At 72.9% G+C, this 26,548-nt stretch carries 22 protein-coding genes; 9 read left to right on the top strand and 13 right to left on the bottom strand.

The genetic code is table 11. The annotated features are described in order from the left end of the window. Window positions 1-40: 40 nt before the first annotated feature. A complete protein-coding gene (locus ACSUPV_RS09165) occupies window positions 41-1,558 on the bottom strand; it encodes an FAD-dependent oxidoreductase (RefSeq protein WP_436947277.1) in 1,518 nt (505 codons plus the stop codon). Between the two features lie 98 nt (window positions 1,559-1,656). On the opposite strand from ACSUPV_RS09165, the gene ACSUPV_RS09160 reads away from it, so the two are divergent. After that, window positions 1,657-2,085: an ArsR/SmtB family transcription factor gene (locus ACSUPV_RS09160; protein ID WP_051648436.1), complete on the top strand. Its 429-nt coding sequence runs from the start codon at window positions 1,657-1,659 to the stop codon at window positions 2,083-2,085. Continuing rightward, window positions 2,082-2,567 carry an SRPBCC family protein gene (locus ACSUPV_RS09155; RefSeq protein ID WP_436947276.1) on the top strand — a complete coding sequence of 162 codons (486 nt, stop codon included), beginning with the start codon at window positions 2,082-2,084 and terminating at the stop codon, window positions 2,565-2,567. Before ACSUPV_RS09160 ends, ACSUPV_RS09155 begins: the two co-directional genes overlap by 4 nt. A 7-nt stretch (window positions 2,568-2,574) precedes the next feature. On the opposite strand, the gene ACSUPV_RS09150 is transcribed toward ACSUPV_RS09155, so the two are convergent. From ACSUPV_RS09150 to zapE, 7 genes are all read right to left on the bottom strand, one after another. After that, window positions 2,575-3,429, bottom strand: a complete 855-nt coding sequence (locus tag ACSUPV_RS09150) for a PPK2 family polyphosphate kinase (RefSeq protein WP_436947275.1) — start codon at window positions 3,427-3,429, stop codon at window positions 2,575-2,577. 100 nt (window positions 3,430-3,529) lie between these two features. Continuing rightward, window positions 3,530-4,912, bottom strand: coding sequence for a PhoX family protein (locus tag ACSUPV_RS09145; protein ID WP_031119138.1), 1,383 nt, complete (start codon window positions 4,910-4,912; stop codon window positions 3,530-3,532). A gap of 90 nt (window positions 4,913-5,002) precedes the next feature. After that, a complete protein-coding gene (locus ACSUPV_RS09140) occupies window positions 5,003-5,872 on the bottom strand; it encodes a slipin family protein (protein WP_436947274.1) in 870 nt (289 codons plus the stop codon). A gap of 653 nt (window positions 5,873-6,525) precedes the next feature. Then, the gene (locus ACSUPV_RS09135) at window positions 6,526-8,019 is read right to left on the bottom strand and encodes a SulP family inorganic anion transporter (RefSeq protein WP_037867877.1); all 1,494 of its coding nucleotides are present in this window, start codon (window positions 8,017-8,019) and stop codon (window positions 6,526-6,528) included. Between the two features lie 14 nt (window positions 8,020-8,033). Next, window positions 8,034-8,615: a carbonic anhydrase gene (locus tag ACSUPV_RS09130; protein WP_037759004.1), complete on the bottom strand. Its 582-nt coding sequence runs from the start codon at window positions 8,613-8,615 to the stop codon at window positions 8,034-8,036. Between the two features lie 79 nt (window positions 8,616-8,694). Continuing rightward, on the bottom strand, window positions 8,695-9,123 hold the full coding sequence (locus ACSUPV_RS09125; protein WP_031121277.1) for a hypothetical protein: 429 nt from the start codon (window positions 9,121-9,123) through the stop codon (window positions 8,695-8,697). Window positions 9,124-9,321: 198 nt separating this feature from the next. Beyond that, window positions 9,322-10,419, bottom strand: a complete 1,098-nt coding sequence (gene zapE, locus ACSUPV_RS09120; protein ID WP_037759007.1) for a cell division protein ZapE — start codon at window positions 10,417-10,419, stop codon at window positions 9,322-9,324. 37 nt (window positions 10,420-10,456) lie between these two features. On the opposite strand from zapE, the gene ACSUPV_RS09115 reads away from it, so the two are divergent. From ACSUPV_RS09115 to msrB, 4 genes are all read left to right on the top strand, one after another. Further along, window positions 10,457-11,263: a pyrimidine reductase family protein gene (locus ACSUPV_RS09115; protein WP_031121275.1), complete on the top strand. Its 807-nt coding sequence runs from the start codon at window positions 10,457-10,459 to the stop codon at window positions 11,261-11,263. 252 nt (window positions 11,264-11,515) lie between these two features. After that, window positions 11,516-11,989, top strand: coding sequence for an indole-3-glycerol phosphate synthase (locus tag ACSUPV_RS09110; RefSeq protein ID WP_382610584.1), 474 nt, complete (start codon window positions 11,516-11,518; stop codon window positions 11,987-11,989). Window positions 11,990-12,070: 81 nt separating this feature from the next. Further along, window positions 12,071-13,462 carry a UDP-N-acetylmuramate--L-alanine ligase gene (murC, locus tag ACSUPV_RS09105; protein WP_382610582.1) on the top strand — a complete coding sequence of 464 codons (1,392 nt, stop codon included), beginning with the start codon at window positions 12,071-12,073 and terminating at the stop codon, window positions 13,460-13,462. 14 nt (window positions 13,463-13,476) lie between these two features. Next, window positions 13,477-13,881: a peptide-methionine (R)-S-oxide reductase MsrB gene (gene msrB, locus ACSUPV_RS09100; RefSeq protein WP_031121272.1), complete on the top strand. Its 405-nt coding sequence runs from the start codon at window positions 13,477-13,479 to the stop codon at window positions 13,879-13,881. An 8-nt stretch (window positions 13,882-13,889) separates the two neighbouring features. On the opposite strand, the gene ACSUPV_RS09095 is transcribed toward msrB, so the two are convergent. Beyond that, window positions 13,890-16,775 (bottom strand): ABC transporter substrate-binding protein, encoded by a 2,886-nt coding sequence (locus ACSUPV_RS09095; RefSeq protein ID WP_382610579.1) that lies wholly within the window; start codon window positions 16,773-16,775, stop codon window positions 13,890-13,892. Between the two features lie 173 nt (window positions 16,776-16,948). On the opposite strand from ACSUPV_RS09095, the gene ACSUPV_RS09090 reads away from it, so the two are divergent. Then, window positions 16,949-18,442 carry a glycoside hydrolase family 3 N-terminal domain-containing protein gene (locus tag ACSUPV_RS09090; protein WP_436947273.1) on the top strand — a complete coding sequence of 498 codons (1,494 nt, stop codon included), beginning with the start codon at window positions 16,949-16,951 and terminating at the stop codon, window positions 18,440-18,442. Here ACSUPV_RS09090 and ACSUPV_RS09085 read toward each other — a convergent pair. After that, window positions 18,417-19,685 carry a glycoside hydrolase 5 family protein gene (locus tag ACSUPV_RS09085; RefSeq protein ID WP_031121269.1) on the bottom strand — a complete coding sequence of 423 codons (1,269 nt, stop codon included), beginning with the start codon at window positions 19,683-19,685 and terminating at the stop codon, window positions 18,417-18,419. The two genes, ACSUPV_RS09090 and ACSUPV_RS09085, sit on opposite strands and share 26 nt — an antisense overlap. Before the next feature lie 8 nt (window positions 19,686-19,693). On the opposite strand from ACSUPV_RS09085, the gene ACSUPV_RS09080 reads away from it, so the two are divergent. Next, window positions 19,694-20,965 carry an N-acetylglucosamine kinase gene (locus tag ACSUPV_RS09080; protein ID WP_436947272.1) on the top strand — a complete coding sequence of 424 codons (1,272 nt, stop codon included), beginning with the start codon at window positions 19,694-19,696 and terminating at the stop codon, window positions 20,963-20,965. Next, complete coding sequence (locus tag ACSUPV_RS09075) at window positions 20,962-23,253, top strand: glycoside hydrolase family 3 N-terminal domain-containing protein (protein WP_436947271.1); 2,292 nt, start codon at window positions 20,962-20,964, stop codon at window positions 23,251-23,253. Before ACSUPV_RS09080 ends, ACSUPV_RS09075 begins: the two co-directional genes overlap by 4 nt. Here the strand turns inward: ACSUPV_RS09075 and ACSUPV_RS09070 are convergent. The 3 genes from ACSUPV_RS09070 to ACSUPV_RS09060 are packed head-to-tail and all read right to left on the bottom strand — an operon-like array spanning window position 23,217 to window position 26,520. After that, window positions 23,217-24,113, bottom strand: a complete 897-nt coding sequence (locus tag ACSUPV_RS09070; RefSeq protein ID WP_031121266.1) for a carbohydrate ABC transporter permease — start codon at window positions 24,111-24,113, stop codon at window positions 23,217-23,219. The two genes, ACSUPV_RS09075 and ACSUPV_RS09070, sit on opposite strands and share 37 nt — an antisense overlap. Then, on the bottom strand, window positions 24,110-25,144 hold the full coding sequence (locus ACSUPV_RS09065) for a carbohydrate ABC transporter permease (protein ID WP_051648440.1): 1,035 nt from the start codon (window positions 25,142-25,144) through the stop codon (window positions 24,110-24,112). The genes ACSUPV_RS09070 and ACSUPV_RS09065 overlap by 4 nt, the downstream gene beginning before the upstream one ends. A 2-nt stretch (window positions 25,145-25,146) precedes the next feature. Continuing rightward, a complete protein-coding gene (locus ACSUPV_RS09060) occupies window positions 25,147-26,520 on the bottom strand; it encodes an ABC transporter substrate-binding protein (RefSeq protein ID WP_382610564.1) in 1,374 nt (457 codons plus the stop codon). Window positions 26,521-26,548 lie beyond the last annotated feature (28 nt).

Here is a 26,548-nt window from a genome sequence, read left to right as displayed (position 1 = left end):
CGTCCTCTTATGCGTGCCGGAACCGGGTGTCACCCGGCCGTCAGATGTCCCGCTGCTCCAGCGGCTTGGTCGCCGGGCCCTGGATCACCTTGCCGTCGGTGGCGAAACGGGAGCCGTGGCAGGGGCACTCCCAGGCCCGCTCGGCGGCGTTGAAGGCGACCAGGCAGCCCAGGTGGGTGCAGCGGGCGGAGACGGCGTGCAGGGTGCCGTCGTCGTCCCGGTAGACCGCGAGGCGGTGGCCGTCGGCGCGGACCACGGCGCCCTCGCCGGGCGGCAGGGACTCCACCGGCGGTGAGGGTCGCAGCCGGTCGCCCACGAAGTGCCCGGCGACCTTGGCCTGCGTCTTCAGGAACGACGGCGCCTCCCGCACGGCGGGCTTCAGCCGGCGCGGGTCGTACAGCCCGCTCCACGCGCACTCCTCGCCGGTGATCTGCGCGGTGAGGAGGCGGCCCGCCATCATGCCGCCGCTCATGCCCCAGCCGCCGAAGCCGGTGGCCACGTAGGCGTGCCGTGCGCCCGGGTGCAGCGGGCCGACCATCGGCACGGTGTCGGTCGGGTCGTTGTCCTGGGTGGCCCAGCGGTGGGTGACGTCCAGGTCCGGGAAGTGCTCGGTGGCCCAGGCGGTGAGGCGTTCGAAAGCGGCCCGCGGATCACCCGTGCCCGGCGTGAAGTGCTCACCGGTGACGACGAGCAGACGCCGGCCGCCCTCGTACGGTGCCGTGCGCACCGAGCGGGTGTTCTCGTCGGGCGTGATGAACATGCCGTCCGGGTCCTGGTCCGCGGGGATCGTCCCGGCGACGACCAGTTCGCGCCTGGGCGTCAGCCGGGTGAAGAGCAGCGCCCGGTCGAAGATCGGGTAGTGCGTCGCGACGACGACGTCCCGGGCCCGGACCGTCGCCCCGGTGGTGGTCGACAGCCGGCACGGCTCGCCCTCGTCCAGGCCGAGGACGGTGGTGTCCTCGAAGATCCGCCCGCCGCGCCCGGTCAGGTCGGCGGCGAGGGCCAGCAGGTACTTGCGCGGATGGAACTGGGCCTGCCCGGTGACCCGGACCGCGCCCGCCACTGGGAAGGGCAGCCCGGTCTCCTCCACGAACGAGGCGGGCAGCCCGGCCTCGGCGGCGGCCCGTGCCTCGGCGCGCAGTTCGTCCACCCGGCCCGGATCGCAGGCGTAGGTGCAGGCGCTGCGGGTCTCCCAGTCGCAGTCGATGCCCAGCTCCTCGACGATCCCGGCCGCGCGCTCGATCGCCTCCGACTGGGAACGGGCGTACAGCCGGGCGCCCTCGGGGCCGCGGGTGCGCCGCAGCTTGTCGTAGACGAGCGTGTGCAGGGCGGTGACCTTGGCGGTGGTGTGCCCGGTGACCCCGGCCGCGATCCGCCCGGACTCCAGCACCGCCACGCTCCGGCCGGCCCGCGTCAACTCCCACGCCGTGCACAGCCCGGCGATCCCGCCGCCGATCACCGCCACGTCGACGTCCAGGTCCTCCGCCAGCGCGGGGTGGCGGCCGTCCGGTGCCGTCTGAAGCCAGTACGAGCTGCTGACCTGCTGCTTCTCGCTCATGGAGCACCGAGTACCCCCGTGCGTCCGCTTCAGTGTCCGGCGTGCCGCCGCTCCGGGGAGCTTTACAGAAGGGGCCGGCAGGGCTAACGTACAACCAAATGGTTGTAGATGAGTCGAGTGACGAGACGGTGGACCGGCTGTTCCACGCCCTGGCCGACACCACGCGCCGGGACATATTGCGCCGCTGCGTGCGCGGGGAGCTGTCGGTGTCCCGGCTGGCCGAGGCCTATCCGATGAGCTTCGCCGCGGTGCAGAAGCACGTCGCGGTGCTGGAGCGGGCCGGTCTCGTCACCAAGCAGCGCAGCGGACGGGAGCAGCTCGTGCGCACCGACCCCGACGCGGTGGGCCGTGCGCGCCAGGCCCTCGACGAACTCGAGTCGGCCTGGCGCGGGCGGGTGGACCGGATGGCCCGGCTGCTCGCCGACGAGCCTCGAAGCGACGAGCCCGGAAGCGACGAGCCCCGGACCTCCACGCCGCGAGCCTTCGACCCCGACGAGAAGAACACCACGGAAGGATCCGAGAGATGAGCGTCACCAGTGTCGAAAAGGACCTCGACAACCTCACCCTCACCCTGATCGCCGACTTCGCCGCCCCGCTCGAGCGGGTGTGGCGGCTGTGGGCCGATCCCCGGCAGCTGGAGCGCTGGTGGGGCCCGCCGTCCTACCCGGCGACCGTGGAGGAGCACGATCTGACCCCCGGCGGGGAGGTCACCTACTACATGACCGGCCCGGAGGGCGACCGGTACCGCGGCTGGTGGCGGATCACCTCGGTCACCGAGCCCGCCTCCCTGGAGTTCACCGACGGTTTCGCCGACGACGACGGCAAGCCGAAGGACGACATGCCGACCACCTCCGTGCGGGTGCGGCTCACCGAGCACGAGGGCGGCACCCGCATGGAGTTGCGCTCCCTGTTCGACACCCGCGAGCAGATGGAGCAGCTGGCCGCCATGGGCATGGAGGAGGGCCTGAAGGAGTCCGTCGGCCAGATCGACGCCCTGCTCGCCGCCTGACCGGCGCTCAGGACTCCCCGAGCAGCCGCTTCCGGCACTCCGCCACGTCGAAGTCCGGCTCCGGATACCGCGGGTCCAGTTCCCGCAGGTGCTCCAGGAGCAGCGTGCTGACCGCCCAGTTGCGGTACCACTTGTGGTCGGCCGGCACCAGGTACCAGGGCGCGTACGAGGTGCCGCAGCGCTCCAGGGCGATCTCGTAAGCCTCCTGGTACGCGGGCCACAGGGCGCGGTCGTCGATGTCGGAGGGCGCGAACTTCCAGCGCTTGTCCGGCCTGTCCAGGCGCCTGAGCAGCCGGCGGCGCTGCTCGTCGAAGGAGAGGTGCAGGAAGCACTTGACCAGGGTCACGCCGTCGTCGGCGAGGGACTTCTCGAAGCGGTTGATCAGCTCGTAGCGGCTGTCGACCTCGGCGGCGGGGGCGAGGCCGCGGACGCGGGCGACCAGCACGTCCTCGTAGTGGGAGCGGTCGAAGATGCCCAGTTCGCCTGGGAGCGGGAGCGCCTTCTCGACGCGCCACAGGAAGGGGTGCGCCCGCTCCTCCTCGGTGGGGGTCCGGAACGCGGTGATCCGGCAGCCGGACGGGTTGAGCAGCCCGATGACGTGCTTGACCGTGCCGCCCTTGCCGCTGGTGTCCATGCCCTGCAGGACCAGCAGGACGCGGCGCCGGTCACCCGCGGTGCTCGCGGCCCACAGCCGTTCCTGGAGGCCGGCGAGGCGTTCGCCGATCCTGGCCGTGGCGGCCTTGCCCGCCGCCTTGCCGTCCGGGCCGCCGGGGGTGGCGGCGGCGTCATGGGCGGACAGGTCGACCGGCTCACCGCCGGGGAGACGCAGCCGTTTCCGCAACGAGGTCCTGTCCTTCCGCACCGCCGGGCCCCCTTTTTCGATGCTTCGATGCCTGTGCCTCGATGGTCCGGCGGGGCGCCGGGTCGCGCACCCGGCGCCCCGGCCGGCAGCGGCCTCGCGCCTACCGGCGCCAGGGGCCCGTCACCGCGAACGTGGTGCCGGGCCGGTAGCAGTTGACGTACATCGTCTCGCCGTCGGGGGAGAACGTCACCCCGGCGAACTCACCCCACTCCGGTTCCTCCGGGGTCCCGATGTCCTGGCGGTTGCGGGCCATCGCGTACACCTCGCCGCGCCTGGTCACGCCGTACACGTGCTGGGCGCCCTCGCCGTCCTCGCAGACCATGAGGCCGCCGCTGGGCGCCAGGCAGATGTTGTCCGGCGACTCGCCCGGCAGCTGCACGTCGGTGTCCGGCCCGAAGACGATCACCAGGGTCAGCCGCCGCCGGTCCGGGTCGTAGCGCCAGACCTGCCCGAAGTGGTCGGCCGCCGATCCCTCCGCGCTGCGGGCGAAGGACGACACGAAGTACACCGACCGGCCGCCCCAGTAGCAGCCCTCCAGCTTCTGCGCGTGCGTGATGCCCCGGCGGCCGAAGTCCTGCAGCCGGATCGGCGTCCGCGCCGCCTGCGGGTCCGGTACGTCCACCCACTCGATGCCGTCGAACGCGGCGCCGGTCTCCTGGACCGAGGACAGGTCCGGGACGCCGGGCACGCGCATGGCCTGGAGCCGGCCGCCCGCGCGCAGCGAACCCCGGCCGCCCAGCGGCCGGTCCGGCAGGAAGCGGTAGAAGAGACCGAACGGCTTCTGGAAGGCGTCCTCCGTCTCGTACACCACGCCGCACCGGGGGTCGACGGCGATCGCCTCGTGCTGGAAGCGGCCCATCGCGGTCAGCGGTACGGCTCCGGTGCGGCGCGGGTCGACCGGGTCGACCTCGAAGATGAAGCCGTGGTCCTTGGCGTAGCCGTTGGTGCCCGCCTTGTCCTCGGTCTCCTCGCAGGTCAGCCAGGTGCCCCACGGGGTGGGCCCGCCCGCGCAGTTGACGGCGGTGCCGGCGATCGCGACGCGCTCCGACAGGACGTGGTTGCGGGAGTCCAGGGTCAGGGCCGTGCAGCCGCCCTTGCCGGCCGGGTCGTACGTGAGGCCCTCGACCGCCGGGACCGGGACCTTGCCGTCGGCGCGGTTCTCGTGGTTGCGGACGAGGTGGACCCGGCCGCCTCTGCCCTCGAAGGCCGACATGCCGTCGTGGTTGGAGGGGACCGCGCCCTCGCCGGAGCGGAGCGGGTCGCCCTCGCGGGAGAGGACCCGGTAGCGGAAACCTTTCGGCAGGTCGAGCAGTCCCTTCGGGTCGGGGACGAGCGGGCCGTAGCCGGTGCGGCCGAGGTTCTGTGCGGCGGCGGTACCGGCGAAGAGTTCGGACAGGGCACCGGAGAACGCGATCCCGATGCCCAGGGCGCCTGCCCCGGCGAGTGCCTCACGTCGTGTGGCGGAACGACCGGTCGTGGTCATGCGGAAACCTTCCTGCTGGCGGACAGGAACTGTGATCCCGCTGTGTCTACCACCTGGCGCGGATGGCGGGAACCACGCGCGTAGCACGGGTCACTGCTCTACGGCGTGCCGCAGCTCCTCCAGGGCCTCCTTGGCCCCTTCCGCGTCGGCGACGGCGTGTTCCGCGTGTTCCGCGTGCTCCGTGGAGGTCTGCCGGGCTGCCTCGGGGCCCCTCTCCAGGAACCGGAGCAGCTCCACCGGGATGGGCAGCACCAGCGTGGAGTTCTTCTCCGCCGCCACGGCCATCACGGTCTGCAGCAGCCGCAGTTGGAGCGCCGAGGGCGTGTCCGCCATCTGGTGGGCCGCCTGGGCCAGCTTCTTCGAGGCCTGGTACTCCGCGTCGGCGTTGATCAGCCGGGCCCGCCGCTCGCGGTCGGCCTCGGCCTGGCGGGCCATGGAGCGCTTCATGGTGTCCGGCAGGGACACGTCCTTGATCTCCACGCGGTCGATGGTCACGCCCCACTCCACGGCCGGGCTGTCGATCATCAGCTCCAGGCCCTGGTTGAGCTTCTCCCGGTTGGACAGCAGGTCGTCCAGCTCGCTCTTGCCGATGATCGAGCGCAGGGAGGTCTGTGCCATCTGCGAGACTGCGAAGCGGTAGTCCTCGACGTTGACGACCGCGGCCGCCGGGTCCACGACCTTGAAGTACACCACCGCGTCGACCCGCACGGTCACGTTGTCGCGGGTGATGCCCTCCTGGGCGGGGATGGGCATGGTCACGATCTGCAGGTTGACCTTGCGCATCCGGTCGATGGCCGGAACGACGAGGTTGAACCCGGGCCGCCGCACCTCCCCGTGCAGACGCCCGAGCCGGAAGACGACCCCGCGTTCGTACTGCTTGACGACCCGTGCCGCCGCGGCCAGGTACACCAGGCCGCCGGCGCAGACCGCCGCCACCGCCCCGATCAGCTCTTCAACCATGCCGACCTCCCCGTCCAGAGGTCCCGTTTCGTCTGCTCCTGCAACGATATGCCTGGATCAGGGTGTGGGGCTATGCCCGGGGGCCGGGGCCGGGAGGCGGGGGCGGGGGCTGAGGGCCAGGGTGTCGGGGGCCAGGGGTTCGGGGCTGGGACCGGGGACCGAGGGTCCGCGGGGCCGGGGACCCGGGGGCCAGGGGTCCGGGGCTGGGGGCCAGGGGGCCCAGGGCGCGGGAGCCGGGCCGCGGGCGCCAGGGGGCCGAGGGCTGAGGGCCAAGGCCCGAGGCGCGGGAGCCGAGCCCTCGGGCGCCAGGGGCCCGGGGCTGAGGGCCGGGGGCCAGGGGTCCGGAGCCGGGGACCCGAGGACCCGGGGGGCCAGTGGCCCGGGGTCCGGGGGCTGAGGTGGGGTCCCGGGGTCCGGGAGCTGAGGGCGGGGGTCAGGGGCCGGGGGGTGAGGGCTGAGGGCGGGGGTCAGGGGCCGGGGGTGAGGGCTGAGGGCGGGGCCAGCGGTCCGGGGGCTGAGGCGGGGCCAGGGGTCCGGGACCTGAGGGCTGAGGGGCAGGGGTCCGGGACGGGGCGACCGGGGGCGGACGTACGAGGGCCGGGGCGCGCATGGTGTGCGCGACCCGGCCCGGGGTGCCGGTGTGCGTGGACCGGCTAGGCGGCCGTGACCTTCTCGGCCGCCGGTGTCTCCTCGGACTCCGTGACCTTCACCGGCTCGGTGCCCGTCGCGCTGTGGCGCGCGGCCCAGTTCTCCAGGGCCGTGCGGCAGGCGTGGTCGAGGTGGTGCAGGCCCGACAGGTCCAGCTCGACCGGGCGGTCCTGGGGCAGCGCCTCCAGGCTGTCGAGGATCTTCGGCAGCCGCAGGAAGGTGGCGTTGCCCGCCAGGTACACCTGGATCGGGCCGGCGCCCTTGTCTATGACCTCCAGCTTGACGTGCGAGGCCTCCCAGGCGGTCTTGACGACCGACAGGGCCAGACCGATGAGCACGCCCTCGAACATGTTCACCGCGACGATCGACACGGCCGTGACGACCAGGATGAGCGCCTCACCCTTGTGCGCCCGCCACAGCGCCGTGATCTGGCGGAACGGGATCAGCTTCCAGCCCGCGTGCACCAGGATGCCCGCCAGGGCGGGGATCGGGATCAGGGCCAGGGCCCACGGCATCGCGGCGGCGAACAGCAGCAGCCACACGCCGTGCAGCACTCGGGACGCCTTGGTCTTGGCGCCCGCGCTCACGTTGGCGGAGCTGCGCACGATGACCGCGGTCATCGGCAGCGCGCCCAGCAGACCGCACAGGGTGTTGCCCGCGCCCTGGGCGATCATCTCCTTGTTGTACTCGGTGCGCGGACCGTCGTGCAGCCGGTCCACGGCCGCGGCGCTGAACAGGCTCTCGGCGGAGGCGATCAGCGCGAAGGCGATGATCGTGCCCCAGATGGCCGGGCTGGCCAGCTCGCCGAAGGCGTCGGCGCCGGGGACCTGGATGACGCCGAGCAGACCCTCCACCTGGACGGTGGCGACGGGCAGGCTGAAGGCGAGCGTGGCGACCGTGGCCAGGACGACCGCGGCGAGGGCGCCGGGCACGGTCTGGACGGCCTTGGGCATCTTCTTCCACAGCACGATGACGGCGATGGTGCCCGCGCCGATCGCGAGGGAGGTCAGGGCCGTGCTGTTGCCGAGGGCGTCGGCGAACGCCCCGGGCAGGCCCGCGATCTTGCCGATCCCGGACTCCGGAGCCTTCAGGCCCGCGGCCGCGTAGATCTGCCCGGCGATGATCACCAGGCCGATGCCGCAGAGCATGCCCTCGACCACGGACACGGATATCGCCCGGAACCAGCGGCCTATCCCGAGGAAGCCCATGGCGAGCTGGAGCAGCCCGGCGAACAGCACGATCACGCCGAGCGTGGCCACGCCGAACTCGCTGACGGCCTCGAAGACCAGCACGGTGAGGCCGGCGGCGGGCCCGGAGACCTGAAGGCTGCTGCCGCGCATCATCCCGGTGACGATGCCGCCGACGATGCCGGTGATGAGACCCAGCTCGGCGGGGACGCCGGAGGCGACCGCCACGCCGACGCACAGCGGCACGGCGACCAGGAAGACGACGATCGAGGCGAGGAAGTCCTGCCTCAGGTAGGGGAACTTGGACAGCATGGTCACCAGCCCCCTCAGAGCGTCTCGAACGCGTCGGACTCCGCGCGGTGTTCCCGCACGACGCCGGTGTGGACCTCGTAGTACCAGCCGTGCAGCTCGAGTTCACCCGCCTCCAGGCGCTTTTCGATGCACGGGTAGGAACGCAGTCGCAGCAGCTGCGTCAGCACGTGGTGCTGGACGGCCTCGGCGACCGTCGGGTCGGCCGGGTCGGAGCACTTGGGCTCGTCCGCCGCGTGCGCGAGCCAGTCGCGGACGGCGGGTACGGCGGTGAGGTCGTCGTGGCGCACCACCGCGCCGACGGCGCCGCAGTGGGAGTGGCCGCAGACCACGACGTGCTTGACGCCGAGCACCTGCACGGCGTACTCGATCGTGGCCGCCTCGCCGGTGGGGGTGGCGGAGGCGTACGGGGGGACGACGTTGCCCGCGGTGCGCAGCTCGAAGAGCTCGCCGGGACGGGCGCCCGTGATCAGGGCCGGTACGACCCTGGAGTCGGAGCAGGTGATGAACAGGACGTCGGGGGACTGGCCCTCGGCGAGGCGGGCGAACTCCTCAGGGCGCTGTCCGAACATGCGGGCGTTGTCGATGAGGGGTTGCATGAGTGTGGTGACTCCTCCTGGCGCGCAGTGGGGGCGCGTCGGACGGGCATGACAGAGGTGGGGGGTACTGCTCTGACGCTCAGCAGCGGAAGACCTGCAGCGCTGCCGGCGTGTGCGACGCCGAGGATCTCGACGTGCGTTGGTGCGCGGTGCCGGGTCTGACCGGGTCGTCTGCCGTCGGCTGGATGTGCCTCAGCAGCGGCCGCTCGGGCGCTGAGGGCGCGGAGTCGGCGGCGTGGAACCGGTCGCGGGTCCGCAGGGGACCGGTCGGGTCCCCGTGGTGACCGGCGCGGCACGTGGCGATCTCGTCGCGCAGTGCCTTGCCGGAGGACTTCCCGCCGGGGCGCGAGGGCGTGCCGGAGGGCTTGATTCCGGGCTGAGCCTTGGCCTCGGCTTGACTGGGCGTGTGCGCGGATGCGAAGGATGCCGTCGGTGCGAAGAACTGAAGGGCGATCAGGACGGCGGCGAGGAGCGAAACCACGGTCCGTGCCGTCGTACCTCGGAACATGCGCCCCCCTTCAGGTGATTCACACGTCTAGCGCTGACCAACCATTGGTCAATGGCTGGTCAAGAAACACGTTAACCCTGCAAAGCCGTTTGCAGGGTTAACTTAACGTTTCAAGCTGAAGAGAGCCTGAAAACCGTAGGCGGGGTGGCTGGAAAGAGCCCTTGCAGTACGGCAGTTGGCACGATATTGGGGTTGTGGTTACCGGGCGTTCGCCAGGTTGCCCGCGTCGCGGGCCAGGGCGGTGAGGCGGGAGATGGCCCGGAAGTACTTCTTGCGGTAGCCGCCGTTCAGCATCTCCTCGCTGAACAACTGGTCGAAGGGCAGGCCCGAGGCCATGACGGGCACTTCGCGGTCGTAGAGCCGGTCCGCGAGGACGACGAGCCGCAGCGCCGTCGACTGGTCGGGAACCGGCCGCACTCCGGTGAGGCACACCGCCTTGATTCCGTCGGTCAGAGCGCCGTACCGGCTGGGGTGGACCCGGGCCAGGTGCTCCAGGAGGGGCGAGAACGCGTCGAGGGAGGCGCCCTCGGTGGCGTGCGCCGTCCGGGTCACCTGTTCGTCGGTGTACGGCGGCGGTGCCTCGGGCAGGCCGCGGTGGCGGTAGTCCTCGCCGTCGATGCGCAGGGCGCGGAAGTGCGCCGACAGGCCCTGGATCTCGCGCAGGAAGTCGGCCGCGGCGAACCGGCCCTCGCCGAGCTTGCCGGGCAGCGTGTTGGAGGTGGCGGCGAGCGCGACGCCCGCGTCGACGAGCTTGCCGAGGAGCGTGGAGACCAGGACGGTGTCGCCCGGGTCGTCGAGTTCGAACTCGTCGATGCACAGCAGGCGGTGGCCGGACAGGGTCTGCACGGTCTGCTGGAACCCGAGGGCGCCGACCAGGTTGGTCAGCTCCACGAACGTTCCGAACGCCTTGAGCGCGGGCTCGGCCGGGGTGGCGTGCCAGAGGGAGGCCAGCAGGTGGGTCTTGCCGACGCCGTAGCCGCCGTCGAGGTAGACGCCGCGCGGACCGGAGGGGGTCTTCCGCGCCGGCCTGCCGAAACCGAACAGCCGCCGCCTGCCCGAGTCGGCCGGCCCGCCGAGCCCCGCCGCGAAGCCCTCCAGGACCTTGACGGCCTCGGTCTGGCTCGGCTGGTTCGGGTCGGGTATGTACGTGCTGAACCGCACGGAGTCGAACCGCGGCGGCGGCACCATCTCGGCGACCAGCCGGTCCGCGGGGACGTGCGGCTCACGCGCGCACAGGGAGAGCGGGGCCGCGTCGGTCACGGGGCCGGTACCGGAGGGGGCGGGGGAAGAGGACACGGTTCACCATGCTACGGCGCGTGGAACACTGCACGGCATGCGACGTCTGTTCCCTGTGACCGATGAAACAGCAGCTCCGGCCCCGGGCGGCGGGCCCGGTGAGGGCGCCGCGGGGCGGGAGTGGAGCCTCGCCGAGCTGGCCGCCGCGTACGCCTATCCCGAGCCGGGGTCCGAGGGGCCCGCGCCGTACCTGCGGGCCAACATGGTGTCCACGCTGGACGGGGCCGCCCAGCACGACGGCCGGTCGCAGCCCATCTCCAGCGCGACCGACATGCGGATCTTCGGCACGCTGCGGGCGCTGGCGGACGTGGTGGTCGTCGGGGCGGAGACGGTGCGGCAGGAGGGATACCGGCCGGCCCGCGCGCGTGCCGACTTCGCGGCGCTGCGGGAGGCGGCCGGGCAGACGCCCGCCCCCGCGATCGCGGTCGTCACCGCCAGCCTGGACCTCGACTTCTCGCTCCCGCTGTTCACCTCGCCCCTGGTGCCCACCCTGATCCTCACGGGCGCCTCGGCCGCCCCCGACCGCCTCGCCACCGCCGAGAAGTCGGGCGCGCGGGTGGTGATCGCCGGGGACGGCATCGGCGTGGACCCGGTCCGGGCCGTCCAGGCCCTCGCCGGTCTCGGCCACACCCGGCTGCTCACCGAGGGCGGCCCGCGGCTGCTGGGCCAGATGGTGGCGGCCGGCGTGCTCGACGAGCTGTGCCTGACCGTCTCCCCGATGCTCACCGCGGGCGACGCGCAGCGCATCGCCGGGGGGCCCGCCGTCACGGTGCCGCACCGCTTCACGCTGCTGTCGATGCTGGAGGAGGACGGTTTCCTCTTCACGCGGTACGGGCGGTCCTGACGTACTGAACCGGCGACGGCGGGGTACAAGGTGTCGGCGGCGGGGAAGTCCGGCCGGCTGGTACGTCCGGAAACGGGGGCGGTGGCACCGCCGGTCCTTTCATCGGCGGAGTATGCCGTTCCGTTTGGTGTGCGGAAGGCACACTGGATCCGGCTGTACCCGTGCGAACGCGGGGCAGGATGGTTTCCGCAGGGCCGGCGCGGCCCACGGACGAGTGGGGCCACGAGCCCCCGGGAGCAGAAGGGGCGCCTGGTGTTCACAAGCGTATTGATGATCGAGAAGGCCCTGACGTCCGCCGACGTGGAGTTCGTCACGACCTTGCACGGGGAGGAGCAGGTCTCCTTCCAGGTGCTGCTCCAGCCGCGCGGCGAGCAGGCGGACCGGCTGCTGCGGGCCATCGACGACGTCGCCCTCGGCGAGCTGGACGAGGCCGTGCGGGAGCGGGAGACGCCGGAGGGGGAGGAGGCCCTGAGCGTGGGGCAGCGGGCGCTGGAGGTGTCCCTCGCCGCGCTGCGGTCCTCCGGCAGCGAGGCGGAGGGGCGGTTGATCGAGGATCACCCGCTGGACGCGCTGAAGTCCCTGGTGGAGGAGGTCGGCGCGGACGAGGTCATCGTGCTCACCGACCCTCATTACGTGGAGGAGTTCTTCCACCGGGACTGGGCGTCCCGTGCTCGGCACAAGGTGGGGGTGCCGGTGCTGAAGCTGTTCTCGCACAGCAAGGCGTAGCCGCCGGCGGTGTCACCACCCGTGGGCGCTTCGGCATAGGCTGTGCCGCTGAACGTTCCGCACACGTACAGGGAGACACGCATGGCACCCGGCCTTCCCACCGCCATGGACCGACCGCACTTCATCGGGATCGGTGGGGCCGGGATGTCGGGAATCGCGAAGATCCTCGCGCAGCGCGGGGCCGTCGTCGCGGGCAGTGACGCCAAGGAGTCGGCGACGGCCGAGGCGCTGCGGGCGCTGGGCGTGACCGTGCACATCGGGCACGCCGCGGAGCACCTGGCCGACGACGCCAGCTGCGTGGTCGTGTCGTCGGCGATCCGGCGGGACAACCCCGAGCTGGCCCGCGCGGCCGAGCTGGGCGTTCCCGTGGTGCACCGGTCGGACGCGCTCGCCGCCCTGATGGAGGGCCTGCGGCCGATCGCGGTCGCCGGTACGCACGGCAAGACGACCACGACCTCGATGCTCGCCGTGTCGCTGAGCGAGCTGGGGCTGAAGCCGTCGTACGCCATCGGCGGCGACCTGGACGCGCCCGGCTCCAACGCGCTGCACGGCGCGGGCGAGATCTTCGTCGCCGAGGCGGACGAGTCGGACCGCAGCTTCCACACGTACGCGCCCGAGGTCGCGATCATCCTCAACGTCGAGCTCGACCACCACGCGAACTACGCGTCGATGGAGGAGATCTTCGAGTCGTTCGAGACGTTCGTGGACCGGATCACCGAGGGCGGCACGCTGGTGATCGCCGCCGACCACGAGGGCGCGCGCGAGCTGACCCGGCGGGTCGCGGGGCGCGGGGTGCGGGTGGTGACGTACGGCGAGTCCGAGGACGCCGCCGTGCGCGTCCTGTCGGTCGTGCCGCAGGGGCTGAAGAGCGAGGTCACCGTGGTGCTGGAGGGCGAGGAGCTGACCTTCACGGTCTCCGTCCCCGGCCGGCACTACGCGCACAACGCCGTCGCCGCCCTGGCGGCGGGCGTGGCCCTCGGCGTCCCGGCGGCCGAGCTGGCCCCGGCGCTGGCGGCGTACACGGGCGTGAAGCGGCGGCTCCAGCTGACGGGCGAGGCCGCGGGCGTGCAGGTCGTCGACTCCTACGCGCACCACCCCACCGAGATGACCGCCGACCTGGAAGCCATGCGCGCCGCGGTGGGCGAGGCCCGGATCCTGGTCGTCTTCCAGCCGCACCTGTTCTCCCGGACGCAGGAGCTGGGCAAGGAGATGGGCCGGTCCCTGACCCTGGCGGACGCCTCGGTCGTGCTGGACATCTACCCGGCGCGCGAGGACCCGATCCCGGGTGTGACCAGCGAGCTGATCATCGAGGCGGCCAGGGCGGCGGGCGCGGACGTGACGCCGGTGCACGACAAGGCGGACGTCCCCGCGGTGGTCGCGGGAATGGCGAAGCCGGGGGATCTCGTTCTCACGATGGGAGCGGGCGACGTCACCGACCTCGGCCCGCGGATCCTGGACCGTCTGTCGAACTGAGGGGCTGGAGGCTCATGCCGTACGACGTGGAGAAGCCGGACGAGCAGTGGCGCGCGGAGCTGACCCCGGGCGAGTACGCCGTCCTGCGGCAGGCGGCCACCGAGCCCGCCTTCACCGGTGAGTACACCGACACCAAGACCCAGGGGGTCTACTCCTGCCGCGCCTGCGGCGCGGAGCTGTTCACCTCGGACACCAAGTTCGAGTCGCACTGCGGCTGGCCGTCCTTCTTCGACCCCAAGGACTCCGACGCGGTGGAACTCATCGAGGACCGGTCGCACGGCATGGTCCGCACCGAGGTGCGGTGCGCGCGGTGCGGCTCGCACCTCGGGCACGTGTTCGCGGGCGAGGGGTATCCGACGCCCACGGACCAGCGGTACTGCATCAACAGCATCGCGCTGCGCCTGACGCCCGAGGGCTGAGGCGGCGCTCAGCGGATCCGGCACTCCTCCTCGGTGAGGGGTGCCGTGTCCCCCGCGGTGCGGCGGCACACCACCCGGGTCTCGGCGGTGCCGTCCTCGGCGCGGCGGACTCTCTTGAGGACGATGCTGTGGCCGGTGCGGTCGCCGTACAGCGGGGCCCGGGTGAAGTCGATGGTGCCGGTGGCCATGCCCTCGATCTTCACGTTGCGCAGGTTCACCCACGTCGAGGCGCGGCTCTGCGGCCGGTCGTCCCGGGTGGCCGCCCAGTACAGCGCGCGGGTCGCGTCGTGCGCCAGGGCGGTCTGGCCGCTGGCCAGGGCGGGGCTGTCGTGGCGCAGGCGTCGGCCCTCCGGCCCGGGGAGGTAGGCGGTGGCCTCCCGGTAGAAGGCGGTCGTGGTGGCGGCCTTCTCCAGCTCGGCCAGGGCCGCGTGGTACAGCGTGACCTCCGGCGCGACGGACTGGCCGCCGCCGGCGAAGTCCGCCTTGGACAGGTCGTCGCCGGTGAGGACGGCCAGGGGCTTTCCGGCGCAGCCCGGCTCGGTGCCCAGCTGGGTCATCAGGGGATCGACGTCCTCCACCCGGCCCGCGAAGTAGATCACCGACGGGACCCGGCCGCCCCGGCAGATCTCCTGGGCGTGCGAGCGGAGTTCCGGCTTGCCGCCGCTGAGGACGTAGCGGCGCTGGTCGAGGAGTGTGAAGCCGCGCCCGCGCAGCATCCGCTGGCCGTAGCGGGCCTGCTCGTCGGTGTAGAGGTCGTCGGTCCGCGCCGTGTCGCGGGCGAGGACGAGGGCGTACTGCCGTCGGCCGGGTGTGCGTAACTGGGCGGCTATCAGGCCGAGTTGCTCGGTCTGCCACTGGTCCGTCGCGGCCAGGCTGAACCAGTTGGCGAACTCGCGGGGCAGATAGGTGGCGGAGTTCGTGCCGGAGACGATCGGCAGGCCCGCCTCCATCAGCGTGCGCGTCGTCGCCCTGCTCGACTTCAGGTCGCGCCCGGTGCCGACGACCCCCACCACGGTCGGGTCGTCTGCGGCGTAGGCGGCGATCGCCTCGGCCATCTCCTCCTGGTGGCCCAGGTCCACCCCGCCGTTGGCGAGCAGGACGCGCAGTTTCACGCTGGAGTTCCTGTTGACGACGGCCTGCGCCAGGTACACGCCCGCCAGTTCCTCGGCGCCCTTCACCAGCGAGGAGCCGTCCGCGGGGCCGGCGCTGAGCGGCCCGGCGTAGACGACGGTGACGTACCTGCGGGAGTGCCGGGCGAGGACGTCCGCGTTCTGCCGGGCGATGCGGTCCTCCAGTTCCTCCAGCGTCCAAGGCGTCTCGTCGTCGGCCGTCAGCGTCTTGAGGTCGTCGCCGGGACCGGGCGCGGGCAGCCAGTCGGCGAAGCGGACCCCGCCCGTGGCGATGCCGATGCACTCCGTGCCGCCGGTGGGTGTCTTCGCGCGCCGGGTGTCCCGGTTGGCGGTCAGGACGGACGCCGAGCAGTAGCGGTCCCCCAGGGCGTCGGCCCGCATGACGGTGCCGGCGGTCAGCAGGGCGATCACCAGGACCAGGGTGTGCAGGGCCCACACCAGCCGGGCGAACGTCGGCCGGGTGGAGGCCCGCAGATGGCGGCGGCGCTCCTCGACGGGGGCGAGCTGGTCGTGCGGCACCGGGATCTTCATCACCCAGGGCAGGACGGAACGCTCCCGGCTGGGCGACTGCTCGGCGCGCAGGTTGCGTCCCCACTCCCGGTACCAGGTGCGCAGCCGCTCGCCGAACCGGGGCGGTGCGGCGTCCGGGTCGGGTGTCGTCTCCACCACGCTGCGCTCCAGGCGCGGCACGTCGTCCGAGCGCACGGCGGCGACGACGAGCAGCGGGTCGAGTTCGCTGCGCCGGCTGCGGACGTCGCTGACGGCCCGGATCAGTTCGATGCCGCCGTTGCGGTCGTCCGCGTGGGGGAGGAACAGCATCGGCGGGCGCGGCCGTTTGAAGCCGCGCAGGTCCCAGCTCCAGCGGCGGTGGTTGTCCCGCAGGTCCTCGCGCAGCGCGAGGACGCACAGCTGGAGGTGGAAGTCGCCGCCCGCCTTGAGCGCCTCGGCCACGTCGTAGGCTCGGGCCGCGATCGCCTTCCAGGACCGCACCGGCCGCAGCAGCGACACCTCGGTGGGCTGGTCCGCCGCCCTGAGGAAGGTCGTCGTCATGAACCAGCGGCTCTCCCGGCGCAGCCACAGGAAGATCGGCGCCCGCCCCGGCAGGACGTAGTTGAGGACGGTCAGCAGCAGCAGGAAGACGAGACCGGCGGCCACCGCCACGTACCACTCGCTGCGCGCCAGGAGCGCGGCGAGCACCGTGACGAGGCTCGCCGGGAGGATGTGCGCCATGTCGAACAGGGGCAGGCCCGAGCGCCAACGCGCGGTGTTCCGCGGCCGCCAGCGCTGCTGTGCCAGCTGGTTCAGCAGCAGCTGCCGCTGGTCCTGCCCGGTTCCGGGGGCGCCCGCGGCGGCGAGTGCGGTGACCGCGTCGTCGATCGCGTGCACCAGGCGCAGCCGCGGGAAGGCGTAGCGCCGGTAGACCGCCCGCGGGCCGCCCCACTTCTTGGGGTCGCTCAGCGCCCGCACCATGGCCGCCGCCCGGCGCACCTCCGTGCCGCCCTCGTAGGCGTCCTGGGCCACCGCGCAGCGGGTGCCGTGCGCCTCCTGGCCCGCGTGCAGCTGCCGGACGAGTTCGGCCACCGCCGTGTCGTCCCCGCTCTCCTGCGCGTGCACGACGAACACCGGCATCGGCGGCTCGGTGCTCGTCCGGAAGTCCTGGATGAGGATCTCCAGCTGATCCTGGAGGTGGACGCCGGCGCCGCTCTCCGGCATGCCGTCGTGGCCCCCAGGGCAGTCCGGCGGCGTGCGATCGGCGTTCACCATGGGCAACCCCCGTTCACCATCGGTGACTTACGAGGCTAACCGGTGCGGCTGGGGTGCGAGTGGGTGACGCGGGAACTCCAGGAACGTTTCGGCCGGTCCGGACCCGCGGCGAGGTGAATGAGTGATCCACCGGTCGGTTGACAATTGGCTCAACGAGCCAGAGGATTCGCGGAGTGACCCACTCCGCGCCCCTGCCCCCCGACCTCGACGAGGCCGCCCACCGCTGCCTCGTCGCCGGATTCGCCGGCACGACGACCGTGCCCGACCCGCTCAAGCGGCTCATCGACCGGGGGCTCGGCGGAGTCATCCTCTTCACCCGGAACGTGCGCGACGCGCAGCAGGTACGGGAACTCACCGACACCCTGCGCTCCCTGCGACCCGACCTGATCGTGGCCATCGACAACGAGGGCGGCGGCATCGGCCACCTGGTCGGCGCGGGCGCGCCCGAGGTGCCCGGCTCCTACGCCCTCGGCGTCGCCGACGACCCGGCGCTCACCGCCCGCTGCGCCGACGCGCTCGCCGGGCACCTGGCCACGCTGGGCATCACCGCCTCCTACGCCCCCGTCGCCGACCTCCAGCACGATCCGCGCAACCCGATCGTGCGCACCCGGTCCTTCGGCGCCGACCCCGCCCTGGCCGCCCGGCACCTGCGGGCCTGGATCGCCGCCACCGAACGGCGGGGCGTCGCCTCCTGCGCCAAGCACTTCCCCGGGCACGGCGGCACCGAGACGGACAGCCACCACGGCATCGCCGTCGACCCCCGGCCGTACGACGAGCTGCGGGCCGACCTCGAACCGTTCCGCGCGGCCGTCGGCGCGGGCGTACCGATGATCATGAGTGCCCACGTCGTCTTCCCGGCCCTCGACCCCGAACGGCCCGCCACCCTGAGCCGCCGCATCCTCGGCGATCTGCTCCGCCACGAACTGGACTTCGACGGCGTCCTGGTCAGCGACGCCCTGGAGATGAAGGCCATCGCCGACCGCTACGGGGAGGCCGCCGGGGCGCGGATCGCCCTCGCCGCGGGCGCCGACCAGGTCATCGTCGCCGTGCCGGACCCGGAAACCACCCTGGCCTGCCGGGACGCGGTGCTCGACGCGCTGCGTTCCGGCGTGCTGGCCGAGGAGCGGGTGCGGGAGGCCGCCGGGCGGGTACGGCGGCTCGCCGAGCGGTACGCCGCCCCGGCCCGGGCGGTCGACGGCTGGGACGCGGGGGCCGGGCTGGAGGCGGCGCGCCGGGCCGTCCGTGTCCGGCCGGTGCCGCGGGCCGTGCGCGGCGCCCACGTCGTCGACCTGTTCCCGCCGCCGCACCCCGCGCTCAACTGGGGCGGCGAGGACCTGCTCACCGAGGTGCGCGCCCTCGACCCCACCGCCACGGGGACCGCGGTCACCGAGGAGCCGGCCGAACAGGCCGCCGTCGTCGAAGGGATCCTGCGCGCCTCGGACGCGGTGCCCCTGGTCGTCGCCACCTGTGACGCCGGACTGCACCCCTGGCAGGAACGGCTGCGCGCCGCCCTGCTGGCCCGGCGGCCCGATGCCGTACGCGTGGACACCGGACTGCCGGAGGGCGGCGCGCTCTGCTCCTACGGACGCGGGCGGGCGAACCTGCGGGCCGTCGCCGAGGTGCTGACCGGAGCCCGGCTCCTCACGGCAGCCGTACGACGTCCTTGATGCCGCGCGCCGCCAGGTACGCGGCGTCGTCCGCCCGTTCGGCCAGGACCACCGCCGGGCGGGCACCCTCGGCGCGCAGGGCCGTCCATGCCTCGAAGTACGCGCCCCCCGGGCCGGACACGGAGCGGGTGGACGGCGTGCACTCCAGGACCAGGGCCGTGTCCCGGGGCCGGGCCGGATGGAGCCCGGCGCGCACCTCGGCGACGGTCTCGGCGAGGGCGGTCGCGATCGGCTTGGCGCGGCCTCGGGAGTCGAACAGGCCCAGGGTGTACTCCAGTTCCGGGTAGTCGGCGAGGGAGCGGTCCACGTCGTGGGAGCACCACCACGTCACACCCCACAGCCCCTCGCACCCGGCCGCGTTCCGCACGGTCGCCCGGGCGAAGTCCGGGGCGTCGGCCGCCGGGATGTGGGGCTCCGGGGCGCCCGTCTCCTGCACCCAGACCGGACGGGCCGGGTCCTCGGCGTAGGCCTTGGCGAGTTCCGTGCCGTACTCGGCGAGGTGCAGCACCTGGGGGGAGCGGGGGCCGTAGCGGCGGGCGCAGTCGCCGGAGAACACCCAGGGGTGGACGGTCGTCACATCGCCCTTGCGGGCCGAGGCCTCGGGGGTGAAGGGGTGGTCGTCGCCGTACCAGGCGGCGTCGTAGGCGGAGTGGGTCGCGAGCCGGCCCTCGGGCAGGTGCTCGCGGGCGGCGGCCAGCAGGGTGTCGAGGTAGTGGTCGACCTCGGCCGGGGTCACCGGGTTGTGCTCGACCAGGTTGTTGAGTTCGTTGCCGAGCTGGAGGCCGATGAGGTGGGGACGGTCGGCGAGGGCCCGGCCGAGCGTGCGCATCAGCTCGGCCTGGGCGGCGACCGCCTCCGGGTCCGTGAACACGTTGCGGTGGTGCCAGCTGCGCGTCCACGCCGGGTAGAAGTCGAAGCTCGACAGATGGCCCTGCACGCCGTCCACCAGGACGTCGAGGCCGGCCTCGCCCGCCAGGTCGACCAGGCGGGCCAGCTGGTCCACGGCCGCGGGGCGGATGAACGTGCGGTTGGGCTGGAGCAGCGGCCAGAGGTGGAAGACCCGGACGTGGTCGAGGCCGAGGGCGGCGATCTGGTCCAGGTCCTCGCGGGCGTGCGCCGGGTCGAAGTCGTGCCAGGCGTGGAACCAGCCGCGGCGGGGCGTGTAGTTGACGCCGAAGCGGAGCGTAGAGATGGGATCCTCCCCGGGGCGAGTCTTGCCCTGCGTGAATGCATCAATCACCATAGTCGGCGATGGGTAATGAATTGAACCAGGAGTGTCAAGGCGCCGCCTCCTTGGTGATCGGTATCGACGCGGGCGGCACGCGCACCCGGGCGGTCCTGGCGACCGCCGAGGACGGACGTCCGCTGGGCGAGGGCGCCGCCGGGCCGGGCAACGCCCTGACCGTCCCCGGGCCGCAGCTCACCGAGCACCTCGCCGAGGCGCTCGCGAGGGCCGTACCGGAACCGGTCCGGGACCGGGTCGTGGCCGTCGCCGGTGGTTTCGCGGGCGCGACGGACGCCGCCGCCGACGAGCCGGGGCGGCGCAACGCCCTGGCCGCCCTCACGGCCGCCCTGCGCCGCCTGGGCATCGACGCCGGCCCGCCCCTCGTCAGCAGCGACATCGAGGCGGCCTTCGCCGGCGCACCGGGAGCCCCGGCCGACGGACTCGCCCTGGTGGCGGGCACCGGCGCGGTCGCCATGCGCATCACCGCCCGCCGCGGCACCGCCACCGTGGACGGCGACGGCTGGCTCCTCGGCGACGACGGCAGCGGCTTCTGGATCGGCCGGGCGGCGGTCCGGGCCGCCCTCAGGATGGCCGACGGCAGGGGCGCGGCGACGGTGCTGGCGGCGGCGGTGGGACGGGAACTGGGCGTGCCCGACGACGTGCTGCCCGGCGGGCCGTCGCCCACCGCGGCCGGCGGTGTCGTGGTCAGGCCGCTCGGCGAGGACGCGGACGCCCCGCACGGAACGGGTGGCCCGGGCGGGCTCCCCGGCGTCACCGCCCCGCACGGGACCGGTGGCCGGGGTGGTGTCCCCGGCGTCACCGCCCCGCATGGGACCGGTGGCCCGGGCGGGCTCCCCGGCGTCACCGCCCCGCACGGGACCGGTGGCCGGGGCGGTGTTCCCGGTGCCGCCGGGTACGGCGTCCCGCCCCACGCCGGCATCCCCTGGTCCCGCCCGCACCGCGAGGCCTACCGCCGGCACGTGCTCCCCGCCGTCATGGCGGAGCCCCCCATCCGCCTGGCACGGCTCGCGCCCCTCGTCGTCGAGGCGGCCGGGGACGCCGTCGCCCTGGCCATCCTGGACGAGGCCGCCGACCATCTCACCGAGACGGTCCGGGCCCTGGAGCCCGGTCCCGGGGAACGGGTCGTCGCCACCGGCGGACTGCTCGGCCCCGACGGCCCCCTCACCTCCCGGCTCGAAGCCCGCCTGCACGCCCTCGACCTGACCCTCGACTGGGTCCCCGACGGCTGCCGCGGCGCCGTCGCCCTGGCCCGCCTCACCCACGGCGGCCGCCCATGACCGTCACCGCGCCCCTCTACCGGGACGCCGCCGCCCCCGTCGACGCCCGCGTCCGCGACCTGCTCTCCCGGATGACCCTGCGTGAGAAGGCGGGCCAGCTCAACCAGCGGATGTACGGCTGGGACGCCTACCGCCGCACCTCCGACGGCCGCTTCGAGCTCACCGACGCCCTGTACGCCGAGACCGAGCGGTTCGCCGGACTCGGCGCGCTGTACGGGCTGCTGCGCGCCGACGCCTGGTCCGGTGTCGACCACGCCGGCGGATCCGGCGCCGCCGACGGCGCGGAACTGGCCCACCTCGTGCAGCGGCACGTCGTCGACAGCAGCCGGCTCGGCATACCCGCGCTGTTCGTCGAGGAGGTGCCGCACGGCCACATGGCCCTCGACGGCACGGTCCTGCCCGTCAACCTGGCCGTCGGCGCCACCTGGGACCCCGGGCTGTACGAGCGGGCCGCCGCCCACGCCGCCGCCGAACTGCGCGCCCGCGGCGGCCATGTCGCGCTCGTCTCCGCCCTGGACATCGCCCGGGACCCGCGCTGGGGCCGGACCGAGGAGTGCTTCGGCGAGGACCCTTACCTGGCCGCCCGGCTCACCGAGGCGCTCGTCCGCGGCATGCAGGGCGAGCCGGGGCCGGACGGGACCTTCGCCGCCGACAAGGCCCCCGTCGTCCTCAAGCACTTCGCCGGGCAGGGCGCCACCGTCGGCGGCCGCAACTCCGCCGAGTCCGAACTCGGGCCGCGCGAACTGCACGAGATCCACCTGCCCGCCGCCCGTGCCGGTGTCCGGGCCGGGGCCGCCGCCGTCATGGCCGCCTACAACGAGGTCGACGGGATGCCCTGCTCCGGCAACCGCGCCCTGCTCACCGGGCTGCTGCGGGAGCGCTGGGGTTTCGACGGGCTCGTCATGGCGGACGGACTGGCCGTGGACCGGCTCGCCCGCGTCACCGGCGACCCGGTCTCCGCCGGCGCCCTCGCCCTCCACGCCGGCGTCGACCTCAGCCTGTGGGACGAGGGCTTCACCCACCTGGAGGAAGCGGTCGAGCGGGGCCTGGTGAGCGAACAGGCCCTGGACGAGGCCGTCGCACGGGTGCTGCGGCTCAAGTTCCGCCTGGGCCTGTTCGAACAGCCCTGCAGCGCGGGCCCGTTCCCGGACCCCGCCGCCGGACGCGCCCTCAGCACCGCCCTCGCCCGCGCCGCCGTCACCCTCCTCCACAACGACCAGCGCGTCCTGCCCCTGCCGGGCACCTCACGGATCGCCGTCCTGGGCCCACACGCCGACACCGTCGCCCACCAGCTCGGCGACTACACCGCCCCGCAGCGCCCCGGCACCGGCACCAGCGTCCTCGACGCGCTCCGGCGGACCGGCGCCGACGTCCGCCACGCCCGCGGCTGCGCCCTCACCGGCGACGACCTGTCCGGCATCCCCGAGGCCATCGCCGCGGCCGCCGCCTGCGACGCGGCCGTGCTGGTGCTGGGCGGCAGCAGCGCCCGGACGCCGGACACGGAGTTCGACGCCAACGGGGCCGCGCGCACCGTCGTGTCCGAGATGACCTGCGGCGAGGGCGTCGACCTCGCCGGGCTGCGGCTCGGCGGCGCCCAGCACGCCCTGCTCGACGCCGTCACCGCGACCGGCACCCCCACGGTCGTCGTCCTGGTCCAGGGACGTCCGCACGCCGTCCCCGAGGCGGCCGAACGGGCCGCCGCGCTGCTCACCGCCTGGTACCCGGGCCCGTGGGGCGGCGAGGCGATCGCCGAGGTGCTGCTCGGCCGGGCCGAACCCGCGGGCCGGCTGCCCGTCTCCGTACCGCGCTCGGCGGGGCACCTGCCCGTCCACTACAACCACAAGGACACCGAGTACGGCGGCTACGTCGACGACAGCGCCGAGGCGCTGTACTCCTTCGGGCACGGGCTGTCCTACACGACCTTCGCCTACGGCCCGCCCCGGCTGTCGGGGCGGACCGTCGAGGTCGACGTCACCAACACGGGCGAACGGCAGGGGCGTACCGTCGCGCAGCTGTACCTGCGCAGGATCATCACCCCCGTCTGGCCGCGCACGCTCGAACTCCGGGGCTTCCAGGCCCTCGACCTGGCCCCGGGCGAGTGCCGCACGGCCGTGTTCCCGCTGGGGGCGGAGCAACTCGCCCAGGTGGGAGCGGACCTGGAGACGGCGGTCCTGCCCGGCACGGTCGAGATCCGCGTGGCGGAGTCGGCGCGCCGGGCCCTGACCGCCGTACCGGTCGGGCTCCGGGTCGGTCAGAGCTTCACGGCACCGGACGAGACGCCCTTGTAGAACCAGCGCTGGGTGATGACGAACAGCACCAGCACCGGGATCACGGAGATCACCGAACCGGCCATCACCATCCGCTGGTCATAGCCGAACGACGAGGTCTGCAGCCGCGCCAGACCCAGCGTCAGCGTGAAGTGGTCCTCGGTGCGCAGCACGATCAGCGGCCACAGGAAGTCGTCCCAGGCGCTGATGAAGGTGTTGATGGTGACGACCAGGATCGCGCCGTAGGCGGAGGGCAGGTACAGGTACCGGAAGCGTTTCCACTCGCCCGCCCCGTCCAGCATCGCCGCGTCCTCGATCTCGCGCGGCACGGCGAGGAACGCGGCGCGCATGATGAGGACGTTGATCGCGGCGACGAAACCGGGCAGCCACACACCGACGAGGTTGTCGACCAGGCCCAGGTCCCGGATGCTGAGGAACAGCGACACCATGATCGACTCGAACGGGAACATCATGGACGCCAGCAGCACGACCCACACCAGCTTGCGGCCCTTCCAGCCGGGCTTGGAGAGCATGTAGCCGGCCATCGTGGAGAAGACGAGCTGGCTGGTGATGGACAGCACCGCGACGAACACGCTGTTGCGGATGTACGTCCACACCGGCACCTGGTCGAAGACCTCGCGGTAGGCGCGCAGCGACGGATGGTGCGGGAACAGGGAGGCGCCCGCGCCGAAGACGTCCTCGCCCGCGCCCTTGAGGGACGACAGCAGCTGCCACAGCAGCGGGCCGATGGTGATGAAGAGGACGAACACCAGCAGCAGGTAGCGGACGACGAGTTCGCGGGGGCGGCCGTAGTCGCGCCACCGGGGCATGAGACGCCGGCGGCGGGCCGGGACGGAACGCTTGTCGACGGCGGTCGTCATGCCTCGTCCTCCTTCGTCAGGCGCTGGGCGAGCAGCGTGAGGCCAAGGGTCAGGGCGAACAGGGCGACGCTGACCGCGGCGCCGTAGCCGGCGTTGCCGGTGAGCGGGTCGAGGCCGACGTCGCGGATGTAGAAGGGCAGCGTGCGGTCGGCGCCGCCGGGGCCGCCGGTGGAGCCGCCGAGCATGTAGATCTCGGTGAAGACCCTGAGGGAGCCGATGCCGGTCAGGGTGCCGACCAGCATCATCGACTGGCGGACCCCGGGCACGGTGACGTGCCAGAAACGGCGCACCGCGCCCGCCCCGTCCACGGCCGCCGCCTCGTGCAGCTCCCTGGGGACGTTCCCGAGGGCCGCCAGATAGAAGATCATGTACCAGCCGAGGCCCTTCCACAGCGTCAGGCCCATCGCCGACAACAGGATCAGCCACGAGTCCGACAGGAACGGGATGGCCTCGCGGATGAGGTGGGCCTTCTGCAGCCAGGTGTTGACCAGCCCCTGGTCACTCAGCAGCCACTGCCAGCTCAGGCCGACGACCACGCTGGAGGCGAGGACCGGCGTGTAGAACGCGGAGCGGAAGAAGCCGATGCCCGGCAGGTTCTTCTCCACCAGGATCGCGAGCAGCAGCGGCAGCAGCACCATCAGCGGGACGACGATCAGCGCGTACAGCAGGCTGTTGCGGGTGGCGAGCCAGAAGTCCGGGTCGCTCAGCATCCGCCGGTAGTTGTCCAGGCCGACGACGTCGTACGCCCCGCCGAGCGGCTTGGCGTCGGTGAAGGAAACGACGACGGTGTTGAGGAACGGGAAGACCCCGAACACGGTCGCTCCGACGATCGCCGGGGTCATCCACAGCCAGGGCAGCCACCAGCGGCGGTAGAGCGCCGCGCCCCCCGCGTCCGCGCTCGGGCCGGGCGTCACGGAGCGGAGGGCGCGGCGCAGGAGCCCCGGCGAGGGCGACGGGGAAGCGCCGGGGCCGCGGGCGCCCGCACCCGGGGGAGCGGGGACGGGCGCCTCGTGCACGATCGGTCGGGTCATCCTCAACTGCCCTGTTCGATCAGCTGGTTGGCCTTGGACTGCGCCTCCTTCAGAGCGTCCGCGGCGCTCTTCTTGCCCTGCATGGCCAGCTGGATCTGGGCCGAGATGGCGTTCAGCTCGCCCGGCGTCAGCGCGATCTCGTCGGCCGTGGCGGTCTTGCGGTCACTGGCGACGATCTTGCGGGCCTGGGCGAACGGGTCGTCGCCCTTGACCGACTGGAAGAACGGGTCGTTCAGGGAGGCCGTGGTGGAGGGGAAGATGACGACGTTCGGGTCCTTCGCCCACTCCAGCTGGTTCTCCGCGTTGGTCAGGAACCGCGCGAAGGCCAGCGCGGTCGCCGCGTTCTTGCTGGTGGAGGCGACGCCGATGTACTGCGGGGCGCCGACGGTGTGGCCGAGGGCGTCCAGCATGTAGCGGGCCACGCCGGTCTTCTTGTAGACGCTCGGGTTGTTCTGCTGGATGAACCGCAGGAAGTTGGGGTTGGTGGGGCCGTAGACCAGCTTGCCCTGGCCGTAGACGTTGGCCGGGTCCTGCGTGGAGGACAGCGAGTCGCGGGGCATGCCGCCGGCCTTGTAGAGCTTCGTCATCGCCTCGACCCACTGAACCGTCTTCGGGTCGTCGGCGAAGGTGAACTTCTTGCCGTCCTCGGACAGGACCTTGATGCCCATCTGCTGCCAGTCGGCGGGGATGCGCAGCTGAGGGTTGGCGAGGAACGCGTAGTACTTGCCGCCGGAGGCCTTGGCTATCTTCTCGGCGTCGTCGAAGAGACCGAGGACGGTCGTCGGAGGTTTGGCCGGGTCCAGGCCCGCCTTCTTCATCAGGTCGGTGTTGAAGGTCTGCACGATGCCGCCGGAGTACCAGGGCAGCACGCTGTGCACCCGCTTGCCGTCCGCGTCGGCGTACACGCTGGACTTCCACATCGCGGGCGTGAACGGCTTGCCCGCGTCCGGTGCCTTGGTGTCCAGGTTCAGCAGGTAGCCGTTCTTCGTCAGCGCCACCGCCGTGTTGACGTTGATGTTCACCACGTCCGGCAGCGTGCAGCCCTGCGCGTCCGCGACCAGGCGCTGGGTGAAGGTGGCGTCGCCCGGGTCGTCGATCCAGTTGATCTCGGTGCCCGGGTGGGCCTGCTCGAAGGCGTCGATGACGCCGTTGAAGTACGTCCCGAAGTCCTTCTTCAGGTTGGTGGTCTGGAAGGTGATCTTCCCCTTGAGCTCGCCGGAGAGCTTGCCGGAACCGACGTTGCCCTTGTCGACCTTGCAGCCGCCGGCCGTGGCGTCACCGCCGTCGGATCCGCCGCCGGACAGGCCGCAGCCGGCGGCCGTCAGCGTCAGGACGACCAGACAGGTCAGGGATCCGGTGAGTCTTCTTGCGCGCATTGCTGCCCTCCTGGGACCAGTCGGTGCT

It is taken from the genome of Streptomyces sp. SudanB52_2052, assembly GCF_964272415.1.
GTDB classification, from domain to species: Bacteria; Actinomycetota; Actinomycetes; order Streptomycetales; family Streptomycetaceae; genus Streptomyces; species Streptomyces olindensis.
This window is presented reverse-complemented; position numbering and strand designations above follow the sequence as displayed.